The 23,433-nt window shown below is 56.0% G+C and carries 17 protein-coding genes; 6 read left to right on the top strand and 11 right to left on the bottom strand.

What is annotated here, in order from left to right:
* Window positions 1-10 precede the first annotated feature (10 nt).
* A complete protein-coding gene (gene sseA / locus F6R98_RS17165) occupies window positions 11-871 on the top strand; it encodes a 3-mercaptopyruvate sulfurtransferase (RefSeq protein WP_153250106.1) in 861 nt (286 codons plus the stop codon).
* Window positions 872-954: 83 nt separating this feature from the next.
* Here the strand turns inward: sseA and F6R98_RS17160 are convergent, their stop codons facing one another.
* On the bottom strand, window positions 955-1,275 hold the full coding sequence (locus F6R98_RS17160) for a DUF2288 domain-containing protein (RefSeq protein ID WP_153250105.1): 321 nt from the start codon (window positions 1,273-1,275) through the stop codon (window positions 955-957).
* Window positions 1,272-1,526 carry a SemiSWEET transporter gene (locus tag F6R98_RS17155; protein WP_153250104.1) on the bottom strand — a complete coding sequence of 85 codons (255 nt, stop codon included), beginning with the start codon at window positions 1,524-1,526 and terminating at the stop codon, window positions 1,272-1,274. Before F6R98_RS17155 ends, F6R98_RS17160 begins: the two co-directional genes overlap by 4 nt.
* Before the next feature lie 253 nt (window positions 1,527-1,779).
* Between F6R98_RS17155 and F6R98_RS17150 the strand changes: the two genes are divergently transcribed.
* The 3 genes from F6R98_RS17150 to F6R98_RS17140 all read left to right on the top strand — a co-directional run bounded on the left by F6R98_RS17150 (window position 1,780) and on the right by F6R98_RS17140 (window position 11,357).
* Window positions 1,780-4,092: a Tex family protein gene (locus tag F6R98_RS17150; protein ID WP_153250103.1), complete on the top strand. Its 2,313-nt coding sequence runs from the start codon at window positions 1,780-1,782 to the stop codon at window positions 4,090-4,092.
* Window positions 4,093-4,322: 230 nt separating this feature from the next.
* Window positions 4,323-6,461, top strand: coding sequence for an AMP-binding protein (locus tag F6R98_RS17145; protein WP_153250102.1), 2,139 nt, complete (start codon window positions 4,323-4,325; stop codon window positions 6,459-6,461).
* A 549-nt stretch (window positions 6,462-7,010) separates the two neighbouring features.
* Complete coding sequence (locus tag F6R98_RS17140) at window positions 7,011-11,357, top strand: DEAD/DEAH box helicase (protein WP_407079255.1); 4,347 nt, start codon at window positions 7,011-7,013, stop codon at window positions 11,355-11,357.
* 35 nt (window positions 11,358-11,392) lie between these two features.
* On the opposite strand, the gene F6R98_RS17135 is transcribed toward F6R98_RS17140, so the two are convergent.
* The 8 genes from F6R98_RS17135 to F6R98_RS17105 form a co-directional block, all read right to left on the bottom strand.
* Window positions 11,393-11,773: a hypothetical protein gene (locus tag F6R98_RS17135; protein ID WP_194269995.1), complete on the bottom strand. Its 381-nt coding sequence runs from the start codon at window positions 11,771-11,773 to the stop codon at window positions 11,393-11,395.
* Window positions 11,733-11,945 carry a hypothetical protein gene (locus F6R98_RS17130; protein WP_153250100.1) on the bottom strand — a complete coding sequence of 71 codons (213 nt, stop codon included), beginning with the start codon at window positions 11,943-11,945 and terminating at the stop codon, window positions 11,733-11,735. Before F6R98_RS17130 ends, F6R98_RS17135 begins: the two co-directional genes overlap by 41 nt.
* A 190-nt stretch (window positions 11,946-12,135) precedes the next feature.
* Window positions 12,136-12,396: an effector-associated domain EAD1-containing protein gene (locus F6R98_RS21710; protein WP_194269994.1), complete on the bottom strand. Its 261-nt coding sequence runs from the start codon at window positions 12,394-12,396 to the stop codon at window positions 12,136-12,138.
* A 107-nt stretch (window positions 12,397-12,503) separates the two neighbouring features.
* Window positions 12,504-13,660, bottom strand: a protein-coding gene (locus tag F6R98_RS17125) for an IS3 family transposase (protein ID WP_153250099.1) whose coding sequence is annotated in 2 segments (ribosomal slippage) — window positions 12,504-13,411 and window positions 13,411-13,660 — 1,158 coding nt in all. Because the reading frame shifts where the segments join, the coding sequence is not laid out codon by codon here.
* A gap of 301 nt (window positions 13,661-13,961) precedes the next feature.
* A complete protein-coding gene (locus F6R98_RS17120; protein WP_153250098.1) occupies window positions 13,962-16,400 on the bottom strand; it encodes a type VI secretion system Vgr family protein in 2,439 nt (812 codons plus the stop codon).
* 172 nt (window positions 16,401-16,572) lie between these two features.
* Complete coding sequence (locus F6R98_RS17115) at window positions 16,573-18,117, bottom strand: caspase family protein (RefSeq protein ID WP_153250097.1); 1,545 nt, start codon at window positions 18,115-18,117, stop codon at window positions 16,573-16,575.
* A 399-nt stretch (window positions 18,118-18,516) separates the two neighbouring features.
* Window positions 18,517-20,904: an endopeptidase La gene (gene lon / locus F6R98_RS17110; RefSeq protein WP_153250096.1), complete on the bottom strand. Its 2,388-nt coding sequence runs from the start codon at window positions 20,902-20,904 to the stop codon at window positions 18,517-18,519.
* A 36-nt stretch (window positions 20,905-20,940) separates the two neighbouring features.
* On the bottom strand, window positions 20,941-21,342 hold the full coding sequence (locus F6R98_RS17105) for an Hsp20/alpha crystallin family protein (protein WP_153250095.1): 402 nt from the start codon (window positions 21,340-21,342) through the stop codon (window positions 20,941-20,943).
* 310 nt (window positions 21,343-21,652) lie between these two features.
* Between F6R98_RS17105 and F6R98_RS17100 the strand changes: the two genes are divergently transcribed.
* Together F6R98_RS17100 and F6R98_RS22550 are read left to right on the top strand one after the other, a co-directional pair.
* Window positions 21,653-22,303, top strand: a complete 651-nt coding sequence (locus F6R98_RS17100; RefSeq protein WP_153250094.1) for a phosphoribosyltransferase — start codon at window positions 21,653-21,655, stop codon at window positions 22,301-22,303.
* A gap of 329 nt (window positions 22,304-22,632) precedes the next feature.
* Window positions 22,633-22,767, top strand: a complete 135-nt coding sequence (locus F6R98_RS22550) for a hypothetical protein (protein ID WP_265588108.1) — start codon at window positions 22,633-22,635, stop codon at window positions 22,765-22,767.
* Between the two features lie 149 nt (window positions 22,768-22,916).
* Here the strand turns inward: F6R98_RS22550 and F6R98_RS17095 are convergent, their stop codons facing one another.
* Complete coding sequence (locus tag F6R98_RS17095) at window positions 22,917-23,423, bottom strand: NADH-quinone oxidoreductase subunit B family protein (RefSeq protein ID WP_153250093.1); 507 nt, start codon at window positions 23,421-23,423, stop codon at window positions 22,917-22,919.
* Window positions 23,424-23,433 lie beyond the last annotated feature (10 nt).

Genomic DNA, 23,433 nt, shown 5'->3' with positions numbered 1-23,433 from the left:
AGTGTGAACAATGAGCGTATCGTCATCCGCTGTGGTGGATAGTGCCTGGCTGTCTACCGCTCTGAAATCTCCCGAGGTTGCGGTGCTGGATGCCGGTTTTTATTTGCCGGCGCAGAATCGCAGTGCACAAAAGGAGTTTGCCGTCGAGCATATTCCTGGAGCGGGATTCTTTGACATAGATGCCGTGGCCGATCACGATAGTGGGCTGCCGCACATGTTGCCCGCCCCCGGATTGTTTGCCGAGGCGGTATCTGCTTTGGGTATCGGTAGTCAAACCCATGTTGTGATCTACGACAACAACTTTTTTATGGCTTCGGCACGATTGTGGTGGATGTTTCGCGTTTTCGGCCACCAGCGCGTATCGGTGCTGAATGGCGGCCTTCGGCAATGGAAGTCGATGGGCTGCGCGGTCACCGACGCTTTGAGTAACCCGGTCTCTCAACCCTTTACAGCCCGGTGGGCGCCGGAACTGGTCTGCAATTTGGAGCGGATGCGCAATTTGGCCGAACAGGGAGACGTTCAGATCGTCGATGCGCGTCCGCCTGCGCGTTTTGCCGGGATCGAGCCCGAGCCGCGTCCGGGATTGCGCTCCGGACATATTCCCGGCAGTGTGAACTTGTTTTTCAAGCAGTTGCTTGATGAAGCGACGGGTTGCTTTTTGCCGGAAGAAACGTTGCGTCAGCGTTTTGCCTCCGCCGGTATCGACGTGTATCAGCCTGTGGTCGCGACTTGCGGCAGCGGTGTCACAGCGGCGATCCTGGCGCTGGGTTTATACTCGCTGGGCAACGATAGCGTTGCTGTTTACGATGGTTCCTGGTCGGAATGGGGCGCGCGCGGCGATGTTCCTGTCGTCGCCGGTGCGGATACTTAGGAGCAGTTAAAAAACAATAATGGCAGGAATTTTTTATATGTTATTTATTTTCTTGTTATTTTATGTTGTAACTGTAATAGTTGTTAATTAACGGATCCTTGGCTGGTTTTTTCCTGTATCAACACCCATGGCGCGACCACTGTGGCCCAAAATGCCGGATCGCGTCGCAGCCATTCCCGCGCCATTTCTTCCGTGGCGTGAAAAATAAGGCCGGTTTCCAGCCATCCCGCGATTTGCTCCTTGTTATCCCTCGCCATGCAGGAGGCAACCTTGATCAGATCGAGACCGGGAGCCACAGCAATTACGACTCCGCGCGCGAAATGCCGTTCCAGTTCACGCCATTGCAGCGTACCCGTTTCGAGGTTGAACCGATTGTAGAGTTCAGCGGTATCGGACTGGTTCATTTGAAGGTGACTTTCATCAGTATGATGCCTATAGCCAGCACCAGCGTAATGGCATTGGCCAATATGACCGGCATGGAGGAAATACCGATGCCGTAAATCAGCCACAGCGCGACTCCCAGGCTGAACATCAGGAACATGCCCAGAGAAATATCTTTTGCCGAGCGTGATTTCCAGGTTTTCAACACTTGCGGTACAAACGAAACAGTCGTTAGCGTACCGGCTACCAGGCCTATCAATTCATTGTTTTCCATTGTTTTATTGTGTTTTGTTGGCGTATGTTGTTCGAGGCGGCGCTGTTCACCGCCCTGATTTGATCTTTCTATCATAAAACAGGGAGGTTACGAAATATTTCCGGGCCGGGACTCTCTTCTTGACGGCGTCTCAACCTTAATTACCGGTTTGGGCTTTCGTCCGCTGTGCAGGGATGGGACAATACCCAACTTTAGCGGTTCAGGCACAATGGGTGACTGAAGCGCCTTCATTCAAGTTTGAAGGATAGGTGGTATGGATGTGATTCGCCGCATTGCGGAAGAGCTGGGCGTTCATGAAAAACAGGTGCAGGCGGCGGTGGCGTTGCTGGATGAAGGGGCGACAGTCCCGTTTATTGCCCGCTACCGCAAGGAACTGACCGGCGGTCTGGACGACACGCAGTTGCGCATGCTGGAGACGCGTTTGATCTATCTGCGCGAATTGAACGAGCGGCGCGACACCATATTGGCGAGCATACGCGAGCAGGGCAAGCTGACGCCGGAGTTGGAGCAGGGCATACTGGCGGCCGACAACAAAACGCATCTGGAAGATCTTTATCTGCCCTACAAACCGAAACGGCGCACCAAGGCGCAGATTGCGCGCGAAGCCGGTCTGGAACCGCTGGCCGATGCAATTTTGTCGGACCCTTCGCTAAATCCGCAGCTGCGCGCGGCTGATTTTGTCGATGCCGGGAAAGGCGTCGCCGATGAAAGCGCCGCGCTGGAGGGGGCGCGCCAGATACTGATGGAACGATTCGCCGAAGACGCCGCGTTGACCCACGAATTGCGCGAGCGGCTGTGGCAGGACGGCTGGCTGATGTCAAAGGTGGTTCCCGGCAAGGAACAGGAAGGCGCGAAGTTCCGCGATTACTTCGATTACGAGGAAGCGATAGCGCGTATCCCGTCGCATCGCGCGCTGGCGCTGTTGCGTGGGCGTAACGAAGATATTCTGCAGGTTACGTTCAAGCCGGGGCAGGATGAAGAGGCCGCTCACGCCTGGGCCAAGGGGCGGGTCGCGCTGGCCAGCGGCGTCGGCGAACGGGGCCGCGCTGCCGACGCCTGGCTGCTGGACGTGGTGCATTATACCTGGCGCGTCAAACTGCTGACGCGTATTGATCTGGATCTGCGAAACCGCCTGAAGGAAGCGGCGGAAGCGGACGCCATCCGCGTCTTTGCCGCCAATCTGAAGGACTTGCTGCTGGCCGCGCCCGGCGGCAGGCGCGTAACCATGGGCCTGGACCCTGGCATACGCACCGGCGTCAAGCTGGCGATCGTCGATGAAACCGGAAAATTGCTGGAAACGGCGACCATTTATCCGCATCAACCGCGCAATCAATGGGACGAATCCATTGCTGTTATGGAGCGCCTGGCGCGCCGGCATGGCGTCAACATCATCAGCATTGGAAACGGCACTGCATCGCGCGAAACCGATCAATTGACCGCCGATCTGATGAAACGCCACCCCGATCTGAACTTGACGCGTATCGTGGTGTCGGAGGCGGGCGCGTCGGTGTACTCGGCGTCCGAGTTGGCGGCGCACGAGTTTCCCGATCTCGACGTATCGTTGCGCGGAGCGGTGTCTATCGCGCGGCGCCTCCAGGACCCGCTCGCCGAGCTGGTCAAGATCGACCCGAAATCCATCGGCGTCGGGCAGTATCAGCATGACGTCAATCAGTACGAACTGGCGCGCAGCCTTGATGCGGTGGTCGAGGACTGCGTGAACGCGGTAGGCGTCGATGTGAATACCGCATCGGTTTCGCTATTGCGCTATGTATCGGGATTGACGCAGAGCGTAGGACAAAATATCGTCGATTACCGCAACCAGCACGGACCGTTTACGCGCCGCGAGCAGTTGCGGCAAGTATCGCGCCTGGGAGGCAAGACTTTCGAGCTGGCCGCCGGTTTTTTGCGCATCATGGATGGAGAAAATCCGCTGGATGCGTCGGCGGTTCACCCGGAAGCTTATCCGGTGGTGCAGCGTATCGTCGCATCGACGGCGCAGGACGTGCGCAGTCTGATTGGCAACAGCGCATTTTTACGCAGCGTCAATGCCGCGCAGTTTGTCGACGAGCAGTTCGGCTTGCCGACGGTCACCGATATCCTGAACGAGCTGGAAAAACCGGGACGCGACCCGCGTCCCGAATTCAAAACCGCTCGCTTTAAACTGGGCGTGGAGAAAATAACCGACCTCAAATCCGGCATGCATCTGGAGGGCGTGGTGACCAACGTCGCCGACTTCGGCGCTTTCGTCGATATCGGTGTGCATCAGGATGGTCTGGTGCATATTTCCCATCTGGCCGACCGATTTGTCAAAAATCCGCGCGAAGTGGTTAAAACCGGCGATACCGTCAATGTGCGGGTGCTGGAAGTGGACGTACCACGGCAGCGTATATCGTTGACCATGAAACGCGAGAGCGACGGCGAGGAAGTAAAAACGGCGGCAGCCAAACCGGCCGCCAGAGATAACCACGCGCCGGCCGGTAAAAAACGCGACGCGCGCCCGCGCCAACAGGAAGCCGCCGCGCCGGGAGCAATGGCATCGGCGCTGGCAAAAGCACTGGGAAAATAACTGCCGGGATTTATTTTGTAGGAGCGGGCTTTAGCCCGCGAATAGCAGATCGCTCGCGTGCTAAAGCCCGCTCCTACTCGGCATAAGTTTCTACACACAACCCTCTCCTGTTGGTGAGATATATTTAAAACAATAACTTATTGGCTTGTGTGGGTATCCATGCCTGCATGGACGGGCATCGGTAGCTGAACAGGCGCCGATTAAAAAAATAAAAAACGGCTAGGATATAAATGATCAAGCATTTTGTACGTATTCTGTTGACCTTGCTGTACAGAATCAAGGTCGAAGGTCTCGAACATTTCCACGAAACCGGCGAGCGCGTGCTGATCGTCGCCAACCATGCATCCTTTCTCGATCCCGTGGTGCTGTGGGCGTTTCTGCCGGACGATGTAACGTTCGCGATCAACACCCATATCGCCACGCGCGCCTGGGTCAAACCGGCGTTGAAGCTGGTGCCGGCCTTTGCGATGGACCCGATGCAGCCGATGTCGATAAAAGCGTTGACGCATTATGTGCGCAGCGGGCGCAAGGCGGTGATTTTCCCCGAAGGGCGCATAACCCTCACCGGGCTGTTGATGAAAATCTACGAAGGCGCCGCAGTGATTGCCGACAAGGCCGACGCTGAAATCCTGCCGGTGCGTATCGAAGGGACGCAATACTCGCCGTTTTCGCGTACCGAAGGCGTGCTGCGGCAACGCTGGTTTCCGCAAATCGCGCTGCATATTTGCCCTCCGCGCAAACTGGCGTTGAGCGGCGATCTGCACGGCGACAAGCGGCGCAAGCAAGCGGCGTTGCAGGTGGAAGACCTGATGAGCGAAATGATCTTTATGACCGAGCGGCGCGCCGGCAGCCTGTTTTCCGGCGTATTGGAGGCGCGCCGCCTGCACGGCGGCGCGCGCGTGGTGCTGGAAGACATACAGCGTCAACCGATAAGTTATAACGGATTGATTACGCGTACCTTCGCTCTGGCAGAGGAACTGGAGCGCCTGACCGTCGAGAAGGAAGTGGTCGGCGTTTTGCTGCCGAGCATGATCAATACCGTCGCGGTGCTGCTGGGTCTGCAAATCAATCGGCGCGTCCCGGCCATGCTCAATAGCAGCTCCGGTGCGCGCAACATAGTCGCGGCTTGCGAGACCGCGGCAATCAAAACCGTGGTGACATCGCGCCGTTTTGTGGAAGTAGCCGGACTGCAGTCGGTAATTGATGCCTTGCAATCGCAGTATACCCTGTTGTTTCTGGAAGATATCGCGCTGGGCATAGGGCGCGCGGCAAAGTTGCGCGCCTGGCTTGAGTGCCGGCAGGCAACCCCGGAAGCCTATCTGGGCGATGGCGAAGCTTCCGCTGTCGTGCTGTTTACCTCGGGTACCGAAGGCGTGCCCAAAGGCGTGGTGCTTACTCATGCGAACCTGATTGCCAATCGCGCGCAATTGCTGGCGCGGGTCGATCTCAATGCTGCCGATGTCCTGCTGAATGTGTTGCCGGTGTTTCATTCCTTCGGTTTTTGGGCCGGCATGGTGCTGCCTCTGCTGACCGGTATGCGCACTTTTTTGTATCCGTCGCCGTTGCATTACCGCATCATTCCCGAGCTGGCCTACGATATCAATGCCACGGTCATGTTTGTCAGCAATACCTTTTTGACCGGCTACGCCAAACATGCCCACCCTTACGACTTTCACCAGTTGCGCTATGTGTTTGCCGGCGCGGAAAAGCTGCATGCTGAAACGCGCCAGATCTGGTTCGACAAGTTCGGTATTCGTATATTGGAAGGATACGGCGTGACCGAAACCAGCCCGGCATTGGCGGTCAATACCTTGATGCGCTGCAAGGCCGGGACTGTGGGGCGCTTGTTCCCCGGAGTGGAATACCGCCTGGAACCGGTGGAAGGCATCGCGCAAGGCGGGTGCTTGCATGTCAAGGGCGCCAATGTCATGCCGGGTTATCTGTTGGCGGGAAATAACGGAAAATTGACGCCGGCGAGTTCTATTTTCGGCGAGGGTTGGCATAATACCGGCGATCTGGTTGAAATTGACGACGAAGGCTATATGCGCATTTGCGGGCGGGTCAAGCGTTTTGCCAAGATCGGCGGAGAGATGGTTTCGTTGCTGCTGGTTGAGGAATTGGCAGCCAGAGCCTGGCCGGGCAGTTTAAACGCAGCGGTAAGTCTGCCTGATCCGGTAAAAGGCGAGCATATCATCCTGCTGACCGATCACGCGGAAGCGGAGCGCGCCGTATTGGTCAAACAGGTGCATGCCGAAGGCTACAGCGAATTTCACATTCCGCGCAGGATCGTCAGTGTTCCCGCCATGCCGATCCTGGCTACCGGAAAAACCGATTACCAGACCGTGCGCGAACGTGCAGGGCAGGTGTAGTGGGGTGCAATATAAAGAGTTGGAAAAAGCTCCATTATATCAACGGTATATCTGTAGTTGCGCGGATAATCATGATCTTGTGAACTGTTGACGGCACTTGAACTGTTTGAACGCCCCAAAGTCAGTAACTACCATCGATTACAACGTCTCTCCGAGATCGGTATATATCCAATCCATAACAAAACTGATGAAACTGTCACTTATTTTAGCGTTTGTAGAAACTAAAAATAGAGGCGCGTTGTGGTTCCAGGGGCGTGGTCGCTTGTTTGCCTGCAAGAGATCATATTTGCTTTTATGCGTGTTTTTTACGGCTTGATTTAACGGGTGCTGTCGCAGGGCGGAAGCGTCAGAGCATCCCCGGATGGCTTTCCTGTCAGAGTGTAGTGCGTTTCCTGATTTTGGTGGATGCGCTACGCTATCCACCCTTACCCGATGAAGTTGGATTATCGTGGGGTGGATAAGCGCATTCGCCACGCAGGAAGCTTGCTCTTGCCTCAACAACCCCAAGCCGTGAATAATTGCTTGGTTCTTTCCTCACATTTAAATCTCATGCCCCTGACCTCATTCCACCCCGCCGTCAGCGCCTGGTTCAACGCCAGCTTTCCCGCTCCGACCGCGTGTCAGGCTGAAGCGTGGACGGCGATCAAGCAGGGAAGGCATACCCTGATTGCCGCGCCGACCGGTTCGGGCAAAACCCTGGCGGCGTTTCTGGCGGCGATAGACGAGTTGGTGAGGCGTGGGTTCGAGCAGCGGCTGGAAGACAATACGCAGATACTTTATATCTCGCCGCTGAAAGCGCTCAGCAACGATGTTCAGAAGAACCTGGAAGCGCCGTTGGCGGGCATCCAGCAGCAGTTGCAGGAAATCAGCGGCATCGAACTGAATTTACGGGCGATGGTGCGTAGCGGCGACACGCCGGTTGCGGTACGCACCGCGATGCTGAAACATCCGCCGCATATTCTGGTGACGACGCCGGAGTCGGTTTATATCCTGCTGACCAGCGAAGGCGGGCGGCGCATGCTGAAATCGGTGCGCACGGTGATCGTCGATGAAATTCACGCCATCATCGGCAGCAAGCGCGGCGCACATCTGGCGCTGTCGCTGGAGCGGTTGCAGCGTCTGACCGGCGCGCCGTTGGCGCGCATCGGGCTGTCGGCTACGCAAAGTCCGATTGAGACGGTGGCGGATTTTCTGGTGGGCGCAACGCAGAAAAATATCCTGTGGGAGCGGTCTTCAGACCGCGATTTTCGCGGGCAGAAGCCAGCTTCTACCAAACCAGAGCGCCAGAACAGCGAACAAGTACGCTGCAAAATCATCGATAGCGGCCATTTGCGTCAACTCGATCTGGCGCTGGAGCTGCCGGATACGCCGCTGGAAGCGGTACTGTCCAACGATGCCGCCAAATCGATACACGAGCGCATGGCCGAACTGATCGGTGCGCATCACACCACGCTGGTGTTCGTGAACACGCGGCGCATGGCGGAACGGCTGACGCGGGCGTTGAGCGAGCGTCTGGGCGAAGACCGGGTCACTTCCCATCACGGCAGTTTGGCGTGCGAACAGCGTTTGTCCGCAGAATGCCGGTTGAAAAACGGCGAACTGAAAGCGCTGGTCGCCACGGCCTCGCTGGAGCTGGGCATTGATGTCGGCGATGTCGATCTGGTGTGCCAGCTCGGCACCACCGGCTCGATTTCGGTATTTCTGCAGCGCGTCGGGCGTTCCGGGCATTTTGCCGGGGGCGTACCGAAAGGACGTTTGTTTCCGACCACGCGCGACGAACTGGTGGAATGCCTGGCGCTGCTCAATGCGATACGCCGCCGCGAGCTGGATCAGCTGCGTATCCCGAGCCAGCCGCTGGATGTGCTGGCGCAGCAGATCGTGGCGATGGTCGCCTGTGAAGACTGGCAGGAAGACGATCTGTTCGATTGCGTGCGCATCGCCTGGCCTTATCGCGTGCTGGAACGGCAAACCTTCGACGACGTGGTAAACATGCTGACCGACGGTTTCGATACCCGTGCCGGACTGCGTAGCGCGCATTTGTACCGCGACGCGATCAACAAGCGGCTGTCCGCACGGCGCGGCGCGCGCTTGACGGCGCTTACCTGCGGCGGCGCGATACCGGACAATGCCGATTACCGGGTGATACTGGAACCGTCCGGCGATTTCATCGGCAGCGTCGACGAGGATTTCGCCATCGAGAGCATGGCGGGGGATGTGTTTCAACTGGGCAACGCCAGCTGGCGCGTGCTGCGTCTGGAAGCGGGGCGCTTGCGCGTGGAAGACGCGCAAGGCGTGCCGCCCAGCATTCCGTTCTGGTTCGGCGAAGCGCCGGGACGGACGCATGAGCTGTCGCTGGCGGTGTCGCGGCTGCGCGTGGAGATCGCCGGACGCCTGCAAGACAGCGGGCAGGACATAGCTGCGGTCGGCGGCTGGTTGCAACAACAATTGAATGTGTCGGCAACGGCTGCGGGGCAGGCCGTGGCCTATCTGTCGGCGGCGGCGGTCACGCTGGGGGTGATGCCCAGCTTCGAAACGGTCGTATTCGAGCGCTTCTTCGACGAATCCGGCGGCATGCAGTTCATCATCCATGCGCCGTTCGGCTCGCGCGTGAATCGCGCCTGGGGGCTGGCGTTGCGCAAGCGCTTTTGCCGCGGTTTCAATTTCGAACTGCAGGCCGCCGCGACTGAAAACGCGGTGATCCTGTCGTTAAGCACCTCGCACAGTTTTCCGCTCGATGAAGTCGCGCGCTATCTGAACAGCAAAACTGTGCGCGACCTGCTGATACAGGCTTTGCTCGCCGCGCCGATGTTCACGATACGCTGGCGCTGGAACGCGGTCTGCGCGCTGGCGCTGCGCCGTTTTCAGGGCGGAAAGAAAACGCCGCCGCATCTATTACGCATGCAGGCGGAAGATCTGGTTGCCTCGGTATTTCCCGATCAACTGGCCTGTCTGGAAAACATCGTCGGCGACCGCCAGATTCCCGATCACCCGCTGGTGTTTCAAACCATAGAAGATTGTCTGACTGAGGCGATGGATATCGAGCGTCTGCTCGACATTATCAGCGGGATAGAACAGAGCCGTATCCAGGTCGTCAGCCGCGATCTGGTCGAGCCGTCGCCATTGGCGGCGGAAATCGTCAACGCGCGCGTCTACAGCTTTCTCGACGGCGCGCCGCTGGAAGAACGCCGCACGCGCGCGGTCGCCAGCCGCCGCTGGCTCGATCCGTCCGCAGCCGACGATCTCGGCAAACTCGACGCCGACGCCATTGAGCGGGTGCGCCGCGAGAGCTGGCCGGAAGCGGCCAGCCGCGACGAGTTTCACGATGCGTTGAATACCACCGGTTTCATCAAGCACCCGGAGGAAAGCAACCGGCATTGGGCCAAATACTTCGAGCAACTGCAACAGCAGAACCGCGTCGCGGCCTATGCGCTGCCCGCGCATAGCTTGTGGATCGCCGCCGAACGTCTGCCGCAGTTTCAAACGCTGTATCCCGAATTAATGCCCAACCCCAGCCCGCAGTTGCCGGACGAGTTGCTGCAACGCGAATGGAGCAGGGAACAGGCGCTGGTTGAAATTCTGCGCGCGCGCCTCGGCGCATTGGGGCCGGTGGCAGCGCAGCGTCTCGCCGACGACCTGGCGCTGCCGCTACGCGACATCGACAGCGCGCTGTTGGCATTGCAAACCGAAGGCTTCGTATTGGCGGGACGTTACACGCCGGATGCGCAAGCGACGGAATGGTGCGAACGCCGTCTGCTGGCTCGCATTCATTACTACACGCTGCACCGGCTGCGCCAGGAAATCGAACCGGTGACATCGGCGCTGTTCATGCGCTATCTGCTGCGCCGTCATCAACTGCTGCCGGACCTGCGCGGCGAAGGGCCGGAAGCGCTGGCGAAGATATTGAACCTGCTGGAAGGCTGCGAAGCCGCCGCCATCGCCTGGGAAAGCGACCTGTTGCCCGCGCGCCTGCAAGGCTACGATCCGGCCTGGCTCGACGCGCTGTGTCTGTCCGGCAAAACGGTCTGGCTGCGCGCCTCCGGCAACGGCGCCGGGCCGGTCAAATCGACGCCGATTACGCTGTTGCCGCGACGGCAGGCGGCCTACTGGCACGTCGCCCAGCGGGAACAGCCCGCGCTCGGTTCCAGCGCGCAGCTATTGCTGACGACCTTGCGCGCGCACGGTGCGTCGTTCTTCGAAGAGCTGGCGGAAAATTCCGGAATGCTGAAAACGCAGGCCGAAACCGCGTTGGAAGAACTGGTCGGCAAAGGCTTGGTCAATGCCGACAGCTTCAAAGGCCTGCGCGCCTTGCTGACCACCGAAGACAAGAAGCGCCGCTATCGCGGCATACACCCTTATGCTATCGAAGACGCCGGACGCTGGGCGCAGCTGAAAGCGTCGCCGGCGGAAATCAACGAAAACGAACGGCTGCAGCATATCGCAGGCTGTCTGCTGAAACGCTACGGCGTGCTGTTCCGCGCATTGCTGACGCGCGAAACGCTGGCCCCTTCCTGGCAGGATTTGCTGCCGGTGCTGCGCCGCATGGAAGCGCGCGGCGAAATACGCGGCGGACGCTTTATCGCCGGGCAATACGGCGAACAATTCGCGTTGCCGGAAACCGTGGAAGCATTGCGCGCGCTGCGCAAACAGGACGGCGAAAACGAAATATGCGTAATCAGCGCCTCCGATCCGCTCAACCTGCTCGGCATCCTGCTGCCCGGCCCCAAAATCGCCGCGCTGCCGGGCAACCGCATCCTGTTCAGAGCCGGTATTCCTGTCGCCGTATTGGCAGGAAAGGAAACCAAATTCCTGGCGCAGATAGAGCCGGAAGACGAGTGGGCGATCAAAAACCAGTTGCAGCGCAAACTATTGCCGCCGCAGTTGAAGGCGTATTTGTAGGTTTTGTGCATCCAGTAATGGATGGATATACGGGACTATGACTTTACTTGTTTACCGGTGAGGAATACGACGGCCAAACCGGTTATTGCAAGGCTGGCAATGGTGCCGCCTGCCCACTCATGGCCGTTTATTGCTGCGTAAACGCCGCCGCCTATGCCTGCTAAACCGATAAGCAGCGCGCACGCCTGACCAACAAGGCGCTCTATAAACACAAATTTATTTATGCGTCTTTGTTCGTCGCGCCGGTGTTCTGCTTCGGCTTGCGTTTGGTTGAAAACCCAATCAACCAGATCGGGCCTGAACGCATGTAGTTTCTCAATCTGCGCGATTGGCAAGACCGGAGAGTCAGTTTCATGTTGCTGAACGGTAAGCTCTTTACCGCGTTCTCGCATGTTTGCGGTAGTATGCTTCGCCATCGTATTGTTTTATGTTGTCGCGTAGCGCATTGGCAACGCGGGTTGCGTCGCCACGCAGGTTGGCATTATCAATTAAAAAACCTTTGCGAGTAGGCCGAACATAATCGCTCCCAGGATACATAACCAGCACCTGACGCATACCGTCCATGATATTTTTAAAATACCGCATCATGACATTATCTCCGCTACTGTAAAGCTATATCAATAGTGTCATTCAACGACAATCAAGGATCGAAGTCAACAGCACCGATTGAGTCTGATTTTGCAAAGCCGCACAGGAAAAAACAGGGTAAAGCGGTATGATCTTAAAACAGTCCATTCGCGTCGACGAGCAAAACACTGGCGCCTGTAAACCACACTTATCAATTACGAAGGTGCGGAGTAATGAGTTGTTCCAGCTCGTTTAAATCCTTATTGTGCGGTCGCTCTGCTTTCAACTCACGTATCAATGCAGGCAAACCATTTTTCAGCGTACCCTGATGCGCCAAGCGAGCAGCGTCTTGCCATCGGCTTGATGGGGTGCCTCCAGTCGGTAACTGCTGATGTTTGCCACCGGCGCGTTCCCAAATGAAGTCCAACTCGTCGGGCGCCAATTCGGCACCCAGTTCAGCAATTCGGCGCACAAAAGTGTCGTTGCGTTCAGAGGCTGATGTGTTCCCTATGCCCTCCAAAGAAAGCTTAAAACGCCTCCACCCTGGGATGATGTGTCAACACTTTTCCGGACACAAAGTTAAGCAGTTTTAAACTGCAATTCGTAGTCCACTGGCGACATATACTCGTTGGCCGAATGAAGCCGCTCCCGGTTATAAAAGACTTCAATATATTCAAATATACTCTGCTTGGCTTGCTCCCGAGTTTTGTAGTTTTCCTGATAAATCAGCTCTGTTTTGAGCGTATGAAAAAAACTTTCCGCAACGGCATTGTCCCAGCAATTCCCCTTACGGCTCATACTTTGCCGAACACCGTGTTGCTTCAATAACATCCGATGACTTTCCGACGCGTATTGACTGCCGCGGTCGGTATGCCAGATCAGGCCTTTTTCCGGCTTACGCTTCCAAACCGCCATCAAAAAGGCATCGTTGGCCAACGCAGTGCGCATATGTTCAGCCATAGACCAGCCTACGACTTGGCGAGAGTATAAGTCGATTACCACCGCTAAGTACAGCCAGCCTTCTTGCGTCGAAATATAGGTAATATCACCCACGTAAGCTTGGTTGGGCCGCTGGACGCTAAACTGGCGACCCAGAAGATTGGCTGCAACCGGCAGGTTATGCTGCGAATTTGTGGTCGCCTTGAAGCGGCGCCGGGTCTTACAGCGTAAATCGGCTTGTCGCATCAAGCGCCCAATTCTTCGGCGGCTCAGATGGATATCCCTCTTTCCCAATTCTATTTTCAGCCGTCGTGTGCCGTAGCTCCCGCGGCTTTTTTTAAATAACGTGCAGATTTTATCCGACAGCTTAGCGTCAGACTTTTCTGTGACCGACGCAGGACCCTGTAGCCACGCATAATAAGCGCTACGGGAAACCTTCATAAAACGGCACATCGCTTTCGCTGAAAATTCATCGCGGTGTTGTTTGATCCAGGCGTACTTCACCGTTGTTCCTTGGCAAAGTACGCTGCCGCCTTTTTTAATAAATCACGCTCCTCCTTCAAGCGGCTGTTTTCCAGCTTTAGGCGCTTTAGCTCCCCGTACAAACGCTCGTCGGTTCGGACTGCCTTATCGTTCGCCTGAGGCCGGCTGTATTGATGAATCCAGGTATAAAGCGTATTCGGATTAATACCCAACTCTTTCGCCGTCTGCGCAGCCGGTTTGTCCGACTCATTCGCCAGCTTAACTGCCGAGGCCTTAAATTCTGCTGTATAGGTTTTCGGTTTTTCTTGACTCATTTCTGACACACTCTCCCTTTTCGAGGTAGTTTATCTGTGGGTCCGGTTTAGTGTAGCCACTTCAGTTTTACGGTGGCGGCGTGAGGAAGTACAGAGCCTGACGCAAATGCCACGAGTAAGGATATGGTCGAGAATAATAACTTCCCCTTTCGTGGGCGTAGCGCCGCGAATGCGACAAGAGAGCTTGTCGAACCATGAACGGCTCTTCGACAGGCTCAGGGCGAACGGAGTCGGTGGCTGATTCGGGGTGTTATTTTTTACCATATCCTAAATTTAAAAAATCGAGTTCTCGGACAGCCGCCTAGGCGGTAAATATTGCACAGCCTGTAGTCATCAGTATAGTCGCCGTCAGCACATTCGTTTCTATCTCCTGTGTTTTAACCGTGCTGATCTCTGTTTTAACGCCCACGGTAGTTTCCTGACGGTCGCCAAACACGCCGTCTATCAGGCTGCCGGATATCGTTTCCGTTTTATCGCCGGTAACGTTGCCTATGCACATTCCGGTGATGATTTCTGTCTTGTCGCCGATTATGGTTTCCGTGCAGTCTCCGGTAACGGTTTCTGTTTTATCGCCTTGTATGGACTCCACACAGGCTCCGGTCGTCGTTTCCGTTTTATCGCCCAGCACGGATTCAGTAGAAGTTCCGACTATGTATTCGTATTTGGACCCATTGAATCTTTCCGTGCACATTCCAGCAACAGTTTCCGTTTTAAGCCCGGTAGTATTTTCTGTAAGATCGCCCAACACACTTTCCGTTTTATCGCCATTGAAATTCTCAATACATAAGCCGCTCACTGTTTCGTTTTTGCCGCCGGCGACCGTTTCCGTGCATAATCCGGTAATTGTTTCGGTCTTGTCCCCGGCGACTGTTTCGGTGCACAGTCCGGTAACCGTTTCTATTTTGCCTCCGGTCATAATTTCCGTGGACAATCCGGTAACCGATTCTGTTTTAGCGCCTGTTATTGTTTCATTGCTGGCCGCGAAAAACGAAATACGTCCGATTGCGGCTTCAAAAAGAAGACCGCCGGTTTCTATCGAGACCCCATTTAGCTCTCCTGAAACGACGTTTCCTTCCCCTGAAGCAAGGTTCCCTTCAACTGTGTCGCCATGCCCCTCTGGCGCTTGCCAAAAATCGCTGGTGTCGGAACCAGCCGCTTTGGGTTTGGGCGGCTGCGCGCCAATGTGAATTTTAGTGTTGGCTACCGGGGAAAACAGATGTATGCCTTGTCTGTTTTCCATATCCTCGAATTCAAGGCTGTTGCCTCCTGCGGTTTGTATGCGCGACTGTGTCTCGTTTTCATTGGTAACCACATTCGGCGTTACCGAGTTGGGCACTGCGGCGATAATCACCGGCTGATCGGGATCGCCGTTGATGAATGACAGCAATACTTCCGTGCCTTTATGCAACGGAAAATGCATGCCGTGATCGCGCCCAGCATAGGGGGTGGCCATGCGGATCCAGGCTGAACCGCGATCGGCCTGCTTTTGTGTGATGTCGAACGGTAATTGCACCTTGTATTCGCCGTTCTCGTTCAACTCGGCGTATTTGCCGCTGCCTTCGGCATCAATGAATGCATTGATGCTGCCGGTTACCATGGGCCAGGCATGCTTCATTTCCGGGCGGAATTGCACATTGTCGGGAATGGCGCTGAACTCGGCGGAATAAAAATCGTTGCCGCCCGATTCGGCAGGAATACCCAGGCCATCGAGTAGTAATCCGGCTTGCGAACCGCGGTGTTTTACTTCGGTCAGCAGGTAGCGGCGATTGAAGCCGGCGCGCGGATGCTGCTCCAGCCGGATTAAATGCCCGCAGCGTAAACCGGTGGCGTTGCTGCCGCCCGAAAAGATGTCGGCGCGGCATAACAGCATTTCCGCGTGCAGTCTGGCGCGCTGTTCGATTTCCATATTGCTTTTCAATTTTCGACCGAACAGGTGTATTTCGCCGGTGCCGGCCTGATCGACTTGCGCCGTTCCTTTCAATTCCTGGCTGGCGCGGTCGGCGCTGTAATCGCGGATAACCAGCTGTCTGGGCAGATTTTGCGCAATACGCCGCAGGCTTTGATAGGCGCGTGTCCGGGCTATACCGGCTTCCGGCTCGCCGGGCGGCTGGTAATGAAGCGTTATTGCGTTGTCGTTGTGCACCATGCGGGTATCGGTAAAAATTGCTTTTTCCATACCGTCGATTTCCTCATACCACCAGTAGATGCCCAGGCGTTCCGCCCAACGCGAGATAAAAGCCCAGTAGCTTTCCCGGTATTGGCAGATATAATCGCGCCTGAATGCATCGGAAGCGCTATCGCTCAACCGCAAATCGAAGTCGTTGTGCGTCAACCCGGCGTTTTCCAGTATCGTTTTGAAGATTTCAGGACGGTTTTTGTTGAGATAAACCTCCGAGAGTATATAAGTGTTCAGCGTCCACAACTTGGGCGCCAATATGGCTCGGTAGAATGTCCAGGATTCAATCCTATACTCGTAGGAAAATTCCTGTATTAATCCGCGATAAATCGTGGCGTTGCCGTTTTCGACGCCATCGTTCAGCGAAAGCTGCGCGCTGGTGCCTACCAGACTGCGTTCGTCGATTTCACCGTTTCGAGAAACCAGCAGCAGTTCGAAGCGATAAAGCGCGGACAGGGCTTCCTCGCCCTCAAACCGCGCTACTTCAAATGTGTTTTCCGCGAGTTTATCGCTGTTGAATGTGAAACGGCGTTCGCTGTTGTTAAGCTGACTGAATGCGTTCATGAATGTCTTTTGCTCCGTTAAGAGAATCTGAATAGGGTATTGCGGTCAGGTTGCTTCTATAGGCCCGATGATCGGTTGATGCATCAGGGCGAAAGACTCTGGGCGCAAGTATCCTCCTGTTTTCGCTGCTACCGCCGGTAAACGAAGGAAAAGCGCTCAAGCGGCCATCAATTCAATCCAGAACCAACCTGAACCCCAGGTCATGATAATGCACCGCGACGCCGAAGTTGGAATGGTAGCCTGAGTCGACGCGCGACTTTATGTCAGACCAGGAGCCGCCGCAGGCGCGCCTGAGGAGACATTTTTCGTTCTTGCAGCTTGATGTCCATTCCCCCACATTTCCGCTCATGTCATACAGCCCCCAGGCGTTGGGCTTTTTCTGGCCGGCCGGATGGGATATTCCTCCCGAGTTGTCGTTATACCAGGCGACTGCTTCGATATCGTCCGATCCGCAATATTCCTGGTCTCCGCCGGCCTGACAAGCTGCGAACCATTCGTCTTCGGTCGGCAGTCGGTAGCGCTTGCCTGTCATCTGGTTCAAGCGTTGAATATAGAGCTGCACTTCGTCCCAGCTGACGTATTCAACCGGGCAAAAACCGCCGCAGCGAAAAAAATAAGACGGATTTTTACCCATTACCGCACGCCATTGGTTCTGGGTGACTTCGTATTTGCCGAAGGAAATCCCCATCTCCGGTAGTTTGACCGTCTCGGGACAATAAGCGCAATCCATAGAAGAAACGAAGGCTTTCGCTATCGAGGTCCGGGCAGGCGCGGGGGATTCAGGAGGTATTAAGCGGTTGCGCGCCAGCAGTGCAAATTGGCCGTCCGGATATTTTTTAAGGTAGGCTCTGAAGTCGCCGGGGTCATGGCTGTTTCTGATGCTTTCCCAGAAACTGACTTCCACCCGCAATGAGTTCGGTTCCGGCGCAATCAGGTTGACCTGGTTGTAACTGCCGCCGGAGCAGCCGGCAAAGCAGAAACTTCCGGTGAGCGACGAATATTCCCACGGCACCTGGTCCGGGTCTTCCGCTTCCACTCCCTCGCGAACCTTGACGAACATGTCCTGGATGTCCAGATTCGGTTTAACGATATATTTCTTGAGATATTTGGTGTATAGCGAGTTTTGCCCCAACGGTTTATCGCTCGCCACCGAATCCGGCGCGGTTGCGAAGGCAATCAGCGAACCTCTGGGCGCGCTCATCAGCGTTAAACCGTCGCCTATGTCCTTGACGCCTTTGAACGGATTATCCCGGCATGCATCTAGGATTACGATGTTGGTCCCGTTGCCCGCTTCCTCCATATCGTCGAGGATAATTTCGACATCGTAGGAGCGTGCTTTTAGTTCGGATTTATTACTGATACTGGATTTGACCGGAACCAGAAAGTTGGAGCCGTCGACCTGCGCGCCATGGCCCGAATAATAAAACAACCCTACGCTATTCTTATTCAACTTATGGGTAAACTCCTGCACAGTCTTTTCCATGGACGGCAGATCGAGATTTTCCTTGTAAATCACGCTGAAACCGACTTGCTCCAGCGCCGCCTTCATGTCGTGGGCGTCGTTCAGCGGATTCATCAGCGGCGCGTTCTGATAATCATCGTTGCCTATTACCAGCGCTATCCGCTCCTCCCCCATCCCGGCTGCTGCGGCCGAACTGAATTGAAGGCTGCTTGCCCCCAGGAACAGTAGCAGAAACTTAAGCAAATCGAGCTTCATGAAAACCCTTTAAACGGAAATCTGTCTCGTTGAGTTAGATAGTTAGCCAGGGCTCGATGTTCCGCTCGGATCGACAAAACTTTCTGTCCGACTATATACACTTCCAAGCTTTAAGTCTCTGCCTGTATTCTGCGCATGCCCGCGCCGCCCTTGCGCGCAGAACAAAAGCTACGTGCTGCGGCTGCAAAAACGTAGCCGGCATGGCGTTTGGGAGTCGCTGATTAATTAGAATCCGCTGCGGATCTGTTCCGTAAAGTAAATGGTCTGAATTTCAGGTGCGCCGGAAAAAGAATAAATCAGCCCTTCCCTTACGTAATGCAGGGTGGTTCCGCTGTTCCCCAGGGTTAGCTAAAGCTTCACCCGGTCTACATCTTCAGGGCGGGGTGGCTAAGCCTGCCTTTAATCCCGCTCCTGCAACGCCTCATCTATCGCCTGCTCGATATTTTCCAGCCAGACGAAGCGCGTGCGTTCGACCACTTCCTTCGGTATATCTTCCAGGTCGTGCCTGTTGCGCGCCGGCAGCAGCACTTCGGTAATTCCGGCGCGCAATGCGGCGATTACTTTTTCCTTGATGCCGCCAACCGGCAATACCAGGCCGCGCAGGCTGATTTCGCCGGTCATCGCCACATCCGGGCGCGCGCGCCGTCCGGTCAGCAGCGATGCCAGCGCCAACGACATCGCCACGCCGGCGCTGGGGCCGTCTTTCGGGATCGCCCCGGCAGGGACATGGACATGAATGTCGATTTCCGCGATCAAGCCGGGGTCGATTTCGAGATCTGCGGCTCGCGACTTGATCAGCGTAAATGCGGCCTGCGCGCTTTCCTTCATTACCTCGCCGAGTTGTCCGGTCAGTATCAGCTTGCCGTTGCCTGGAACCTTGGTCGCTTCGATGAACAGGATATCGCCGCCCACCGGCGTCCACGCCAGACCGGTTACCACGCCCGGTACGCTGGTGCGCATCGCGGTTTCGCGTTCGTAGCGATGCGCGCCCAGGATGACCGCGACATCGTCGCCGTCGATGCGATAGGGAGGCGCGCCGCCTTCGGCGACTTTCATAGCGATCGAACGCAGTGTCTTTGCGATCGCTCGCTCCAGATTACGCACACCGGCTTCGCGCGTGTAGTAACGGATGATTTCATCCAGCGCGCCGTCGGTCACCTCGACGTCGCTGTTCTCCAGGCCGTTCGCTTCGATTTGTCTGCGTACCAGATAACGGCGCGCTATCTGAAGTTTTTCTTCCTCGGTGTAGCCGGATAGCTCGATCACTTCCATGCGATCCCGCAACGGACCCGGTATGGCGTCGATTACGTTGGCTGTGGTAATAAACATGACCGAACTCAAGTCGAACGGCACGGCAAAATAATTGTCGCGAAAAGTGCCGTTCTGTTCGGGATCGAGCACTTCGAGCAGTGCGGCATTGGGGTCGCCGTGCACGCCGTGGCCGAGTTTGTCTATTTCATCCAGCATCATCACCGGGTTGCGGGTCCCTGCCTTTTTCATGGCCTGCATGATGGTGCCGGGCAATGCGCCGATGTAAGTCCGCCGGTGGCCGCGTATCTCCGCTTCGTCGTGTACGCCGCCGAGGCTGACGCGAACGAACTTGCGCCCGGTAGCGCGCGCTATGCTTTGACCGAGCGAAGTCTTGCCGACTCCGGGCGGCCCGACGAAGCACAGAATCGGGCTTTTGCCTTCCGGTTTCAGTTTTTGCACGGCCAGATATTCCAATATGCGCCGCTTGATTTTCGGCAGGCCGTAATGGTCTTCATCCAGTATCGCGCGCGCGGCGGCGATATCGATTTCGCCGGCGCTGGTTCTGGCCCACGGCAGTTCCGACAACCATTCCAGATAGGTTTGCAGCATGGAATGTTCAGCCGAGCCGGCCTGCATTTGTCCCAGGCGTTTAAGTTCCTTGTTGGCGTGATTTTCAACCTCTTCCGGCATCGCCGCGTCGGCTATGGCCTGCCTGAGTTTGGCGATTTCCTCGCGCGCGCCGCCGTCCTCTTCTCCCAGTTCCTTTTCTATGGTGCGCATCTGTTCGCGCAGTATCATTTCCCGCGAGCGCCCTTCCAGTTTCTTTTGGGTCCGGGTCATGATGTCTTGCGAGATACGCATGACTTCGGTGCGGTGCGCCAGTATTTCCAGTACCCGGTCGACTCGTTTCGATAAGTCGAAAGTTTCCAGCAATGCCTGTTTTTCGGTCGCTTCGAGATCCATGACGCTGGGTATCAGGTCGACCAGCGTGGAGGCGGAGTCGGCCTGCCGCACTACGGCGATCAATTCGGCCGGCGGTTCAGGCAGCGCCTGCAGCAATGCCAAAGTACGTTCCTGCAGCTGCAACAGGCGGGCAAGCGCTTCCGGCGTGTGCAAATCGTTCGGGTCGGCGTCTTCGATCAGCACAATGCGCGCTACCGGATACGGCATATTGGGCAGAAACTCGCGGATTTTAAAACGTTGCGTACCTTGGCAAACCAGATGGTGCGTTCCGTTTGCCGCCGCCATGTAACGAATCACTACCGCTACGGTGCCGACCTCGTACAAATCGCCGGCGCCGGGTTCCTCGCACTCGGGGTTGCGTTGCAGCACCAGACCTATCGGCTGATTGGCGCGCGCCGCTTCCTGAACGGCCTGGATGGAACGCTGTCTGCCGAGGGTAATCGGCAGCGCCGCGCCGGGGAACAGCACGGTATTGCGCATCGGGATAATGGCCAGCGTATCGGGCAATGTCGCATGTTGCCGCGTTTGATCGGGAGCGCCGAGCGGTGATTGATCGGTTTCGGAAGGAAGCATGGTGATAGTCCTGTGTCTGATTGATTACAGCAACATTCAATCCTTAAGCAAGCTAATGTCGAGACAGCCGTTTGAAAATTCAAAGGATTCTGGGCTCAAGCGAAAGTCCGGCAGCTCAATGCGCCGCACGAAACGGCCCCACGGGATTTCCATCAAACGAATGGCTGCACGGCATGAGACGTCCGGGAAAGGGCGGTGTCCGAAAATGCGCAGCACCCCCGCTTCGAACGAAACTTCGATGGTGGACGCTTCCACGCCGGGCAATGCGACCAGCACCCGCACGCGGTCTCCCAGATCAAATACATCGACCGGCGGCTCCCAGTTCGGTTGATTCGACGCCTTTGCCGGGTTTACGCGCGAACGATGCAGGCGGTCGCTGCGACTCAATTGGGCGGAAGCCTCGAACCATATCCAGCGCAAGTAATCTCGAGAGATCATGCATAGCCTCGTAGCGTCAAGTAGTGCTAGAGCATGCGCGTATGCTGAAATGCTGTCAACAGCGACGATTTAAACAGGCTTGTGAAAGAATGTTACGATAGGCAGTACCAATTTCGGAGTGGGCGGTACGCTTTAGTTTAAGCGGGAAGGTGATGTTGAAAAACGTCTTGCGGAGAACTTTTGGCGGAGCGATGAAGCTTGAATCGGACCGTGCTGAATATAATATAGTTAAATTTGATTTCGACAGTATCAAACCGAGTATATAAGCACGAAAACAACCGGGTAAATAGACAGCAGCGGGGTGCTCGCCATGTATTTTCAAAATCGAAATGATGCGGGGCGGCAATTAGCGGAAGCGCTTGTTTCTTACAAGGGGCAACCGAATACTCTTGTGCTGGCTTTGCCGCGCGGAGGGGTGCCGGTCGCATTCGAAATCGCTCTTGCTCTGCATCTGCCGCTGGATCTGATGCTGGTCCGCAAGCTTGGCATTCCAGGACATGAAGAAGTCGCCATGGGGGCCATCGCCAACGGTAATGTACAGGTGCTGGATGAAGATCTGGTGCGCAGCCTGCACATTTCCTCCGCAGCAATCGAGCGGGTAATCAAAGCGGAGCATGCGGAGTTATTCCGGCGCAACCAAGCCTATCGCGGCGGCAGCGCGGCTCCGGTACTCTCGGGGCAAACTGCGATCCTGGTCGACGACGGAATGGCTACCGGCTCCAATATGCAGGCCGCGCTACTTGCCGCCCGCCAACAGCAGGCCGGTAGAGTGGTCGTCGCGGCGCCGGTGGCTTCAGATTCTGCCTGCGCATTGCTAAGTAAAATGGCGGATGAAATGATTTGTCTGGATATTCCCAAGCCGTTTTACAGCGTCGGGGGCGCTTACGACGATTTTTCACAAACCAGCGATGCGGAAGTCAAGGCTTTGCTGAAAAGGGCGAAGGGATGGGCTGCAGCCTGATTTGCTCGCGGGGATCGCGTATTTTACACTTTCCAGCAACTCCCACAGGCTTGCTGAGCGAGTTGTAAAAGGTTTCCCTGTCCCACCTCTTTTTTCCTGTTCCACGGCATGCCGAATAGTCGCAGGCTCCAAGGCGCTGAATAGTTAACAGGCATGCGAATTTCGGTCCATGGGTTTCATTTGTGGATTCGTGGTGAATTTGCACCAAAATGAGCATGAATGGAAAGCAGGAGTTAAGTTAGTGTGTTGAAATTTTTATAATAATTTTATGGTCCGAATTGTGCTGAGGTATAGAATATACAAAATCAAAAAAACAGGATATTCATGCCATGACGACGTTGAGAATTAACACCCATATGAAAAACCTTCTGCAAGCCAGCAATGATCCGGAATTCCTGGAACAAGTTGCACCTTTGCTGTTTACTGCGCTGATGGGCGTGTTTGTAGTGATTGCTTTAATCTAGGTTCAGCAGCGGGTCCGGTGCCAATATTTACCATCAAAGCGCCAGACCCTTTTGAAATCGTTGCCGAGCAGGCTCCGCCTGGCTACGGCCTTCTGACAAACATGCGAAGACGTTAAGTGTTTTGCCCGGTCATTCCGGCTCGCGCAGTTTCATTGTCCGGCCAGTTTCAATAATCCTTTCATGAGACTCAACGGCGTAGGGGGGCAACCGGGGATAACGAGATCGACGGGAATGACCTGCTCTACCGCGCCGCAACTTGCATAGGTCTGGCCGAATTCGCCGGCGTTGACCGCGCAGTCGCCGACGGCGACTACCCATTTGGGATCGGGGGTGGCCTCGTACGTGGCGAGCAGGGCGGCCTGCATATGACGCGCCACCGGTCCTGTTACCAGCAAAACGTCGGCATGGCGAGGCGAAGCCGCAAAGCTGATGCCATAGCGCTCGATATCATAAAACCCGTTGCCGAGCGCGTTTATTTCCAGTTCGCAGCCGTTGCAGGAGCCGGGATCCACCTGCCTGATGACGAGGTTGCCGCTGAAGCGGCGATCGACCACGCGCCTCAATTCTGCACCAACTTGATTCATTTCTGCGTCGCTGTAGGCGTCGAAGCGTTCGGTGATGATACCGGTTTTAAATATTTTTCCAAATAAGCTCATTGATATCGCT

The sequence above is a fragment of the Candidatus Methylospira mobilis genome (genome assembly GCF_009498235.1).
Taxonomy (GTDB): domain Bacteria; phylum Pseudomonadota; class Gammaproteobacteria; order Methylococcales; family Methylococcaceae; genus Methylospira; species Methylospira mobilis.
Note: the sequence above shows the minus strand (reverse complement) of the source record. Positions and strands in the feature narration are given on the sequence as shown.

Excerpts from the sequence above, each read along its gene's own strand:
- sseA (WP_153250106.1), top strand. The coding sequence starts at position 11 with ATGAGCGTATCGTCATCCGCTGTGGTGGATAGTGCCTGGCTGTCTACC.
- F6R98_RS17155 (WP_153250104.1), bottom strand. The coding sequence starts at position 1,526 with ATGGAAAACAATGAATTGATAGGCCTGGTAGCCGGTACGCTAACGACT.
- F6R98_RS17135 (WP_194269995.1), bottom strand. The coding sequence starts at position 11,773 with ATGGCGAAGCATACTACCGCAAACATGCGAGAACGCGGTAAAGAGCTT.
- F6R98_RS17150 (WP_153250103.1), top strand. The coding sequence starts at position 1,780 with ATGGATGTGATTCGCCGCATTGCGGAAGAGCTGGGCGTTCATGAAAAA.
- F6R98_RS17145 (WP_153250102.1), top strand. The coding sequence starts at position 4,323 with ATGATCAAGCATTTTGTACGTATTCTGTTGACCTTGCTGTACAGAATC.
- F6R98_RS17120 (WP_153250098.1), bottom strand. The coding sequence starts at position 16,400 with ATGAACGCATTCAGTCAGCTTAACAACAGCGAACGCCGTTTCACATTC.
- F6R98_RS17105 (WP_153250095.1), bottom strand. The coding sequence starts at position 21,342 with ATGATCTCTCGAGATTACTTGCGCTGGATATGGTTCGAGGCTTCCGCC.
- F6R98_RS17160 (WP_153250105.1), bottom strand. The coding sequence starts at position 1,275 with ATGAACCAGTCCGATACCGCTGAACTCTACAATCGGTTCAACCTCGAA.
- F6R98_RS17095 (WP_153250093.1), bottom strand. The coding sequence starts at position 23,423 with ATGAGCTTATTTGGAAAAATATTTAAAACCGGTATCATCACCGAACGC.
- lon (WP_153250096.1), bottom strand. The coding sequence starts at position 20,904 with ATGCTTCCTTCCGAAACCGATCAATCACCGCTCGGCGCTCCCGATCAA.
- F6R98_RS17100 (WP_153250094.1), top strand. The coding sequence starts at position 21,653 with ATGTATTTTCAAAATCGAAATGATGCGGGGCGGCAATTAGCGGAAGCG.
- F6R98_RS17140 (WP_407079255.1), top strand. The coding sequence starts at position 7,011 with ATGCCCCTGACCTCATTCCACCCCGCCGTCAGCGCCTGGTTCAACGCC.
- F6R98_RS17115 (WP_153250097.1), bottom strand. The coding sequence starts at position 18,117 with ATGAAGCTCGATTTGCTTAAGTTTCTGCTACTGTTCCTGGGGGCAAGC.
- F6R98_RS17130 (WP_153250100.1), bottom strand. The coding sequence starts at position 11,945 with ATGATGCGGTATTTTAAAAATATCATGGACGGTATGCGTCAGGTGCTG.
- F6R98_RS22550 (WP_265588108.1), top strand. The coding sequence starts at position 22,633 with ATGACGACGTTGAGAATTAACACCCATATGAAAAACCTTCTGCAAGCC.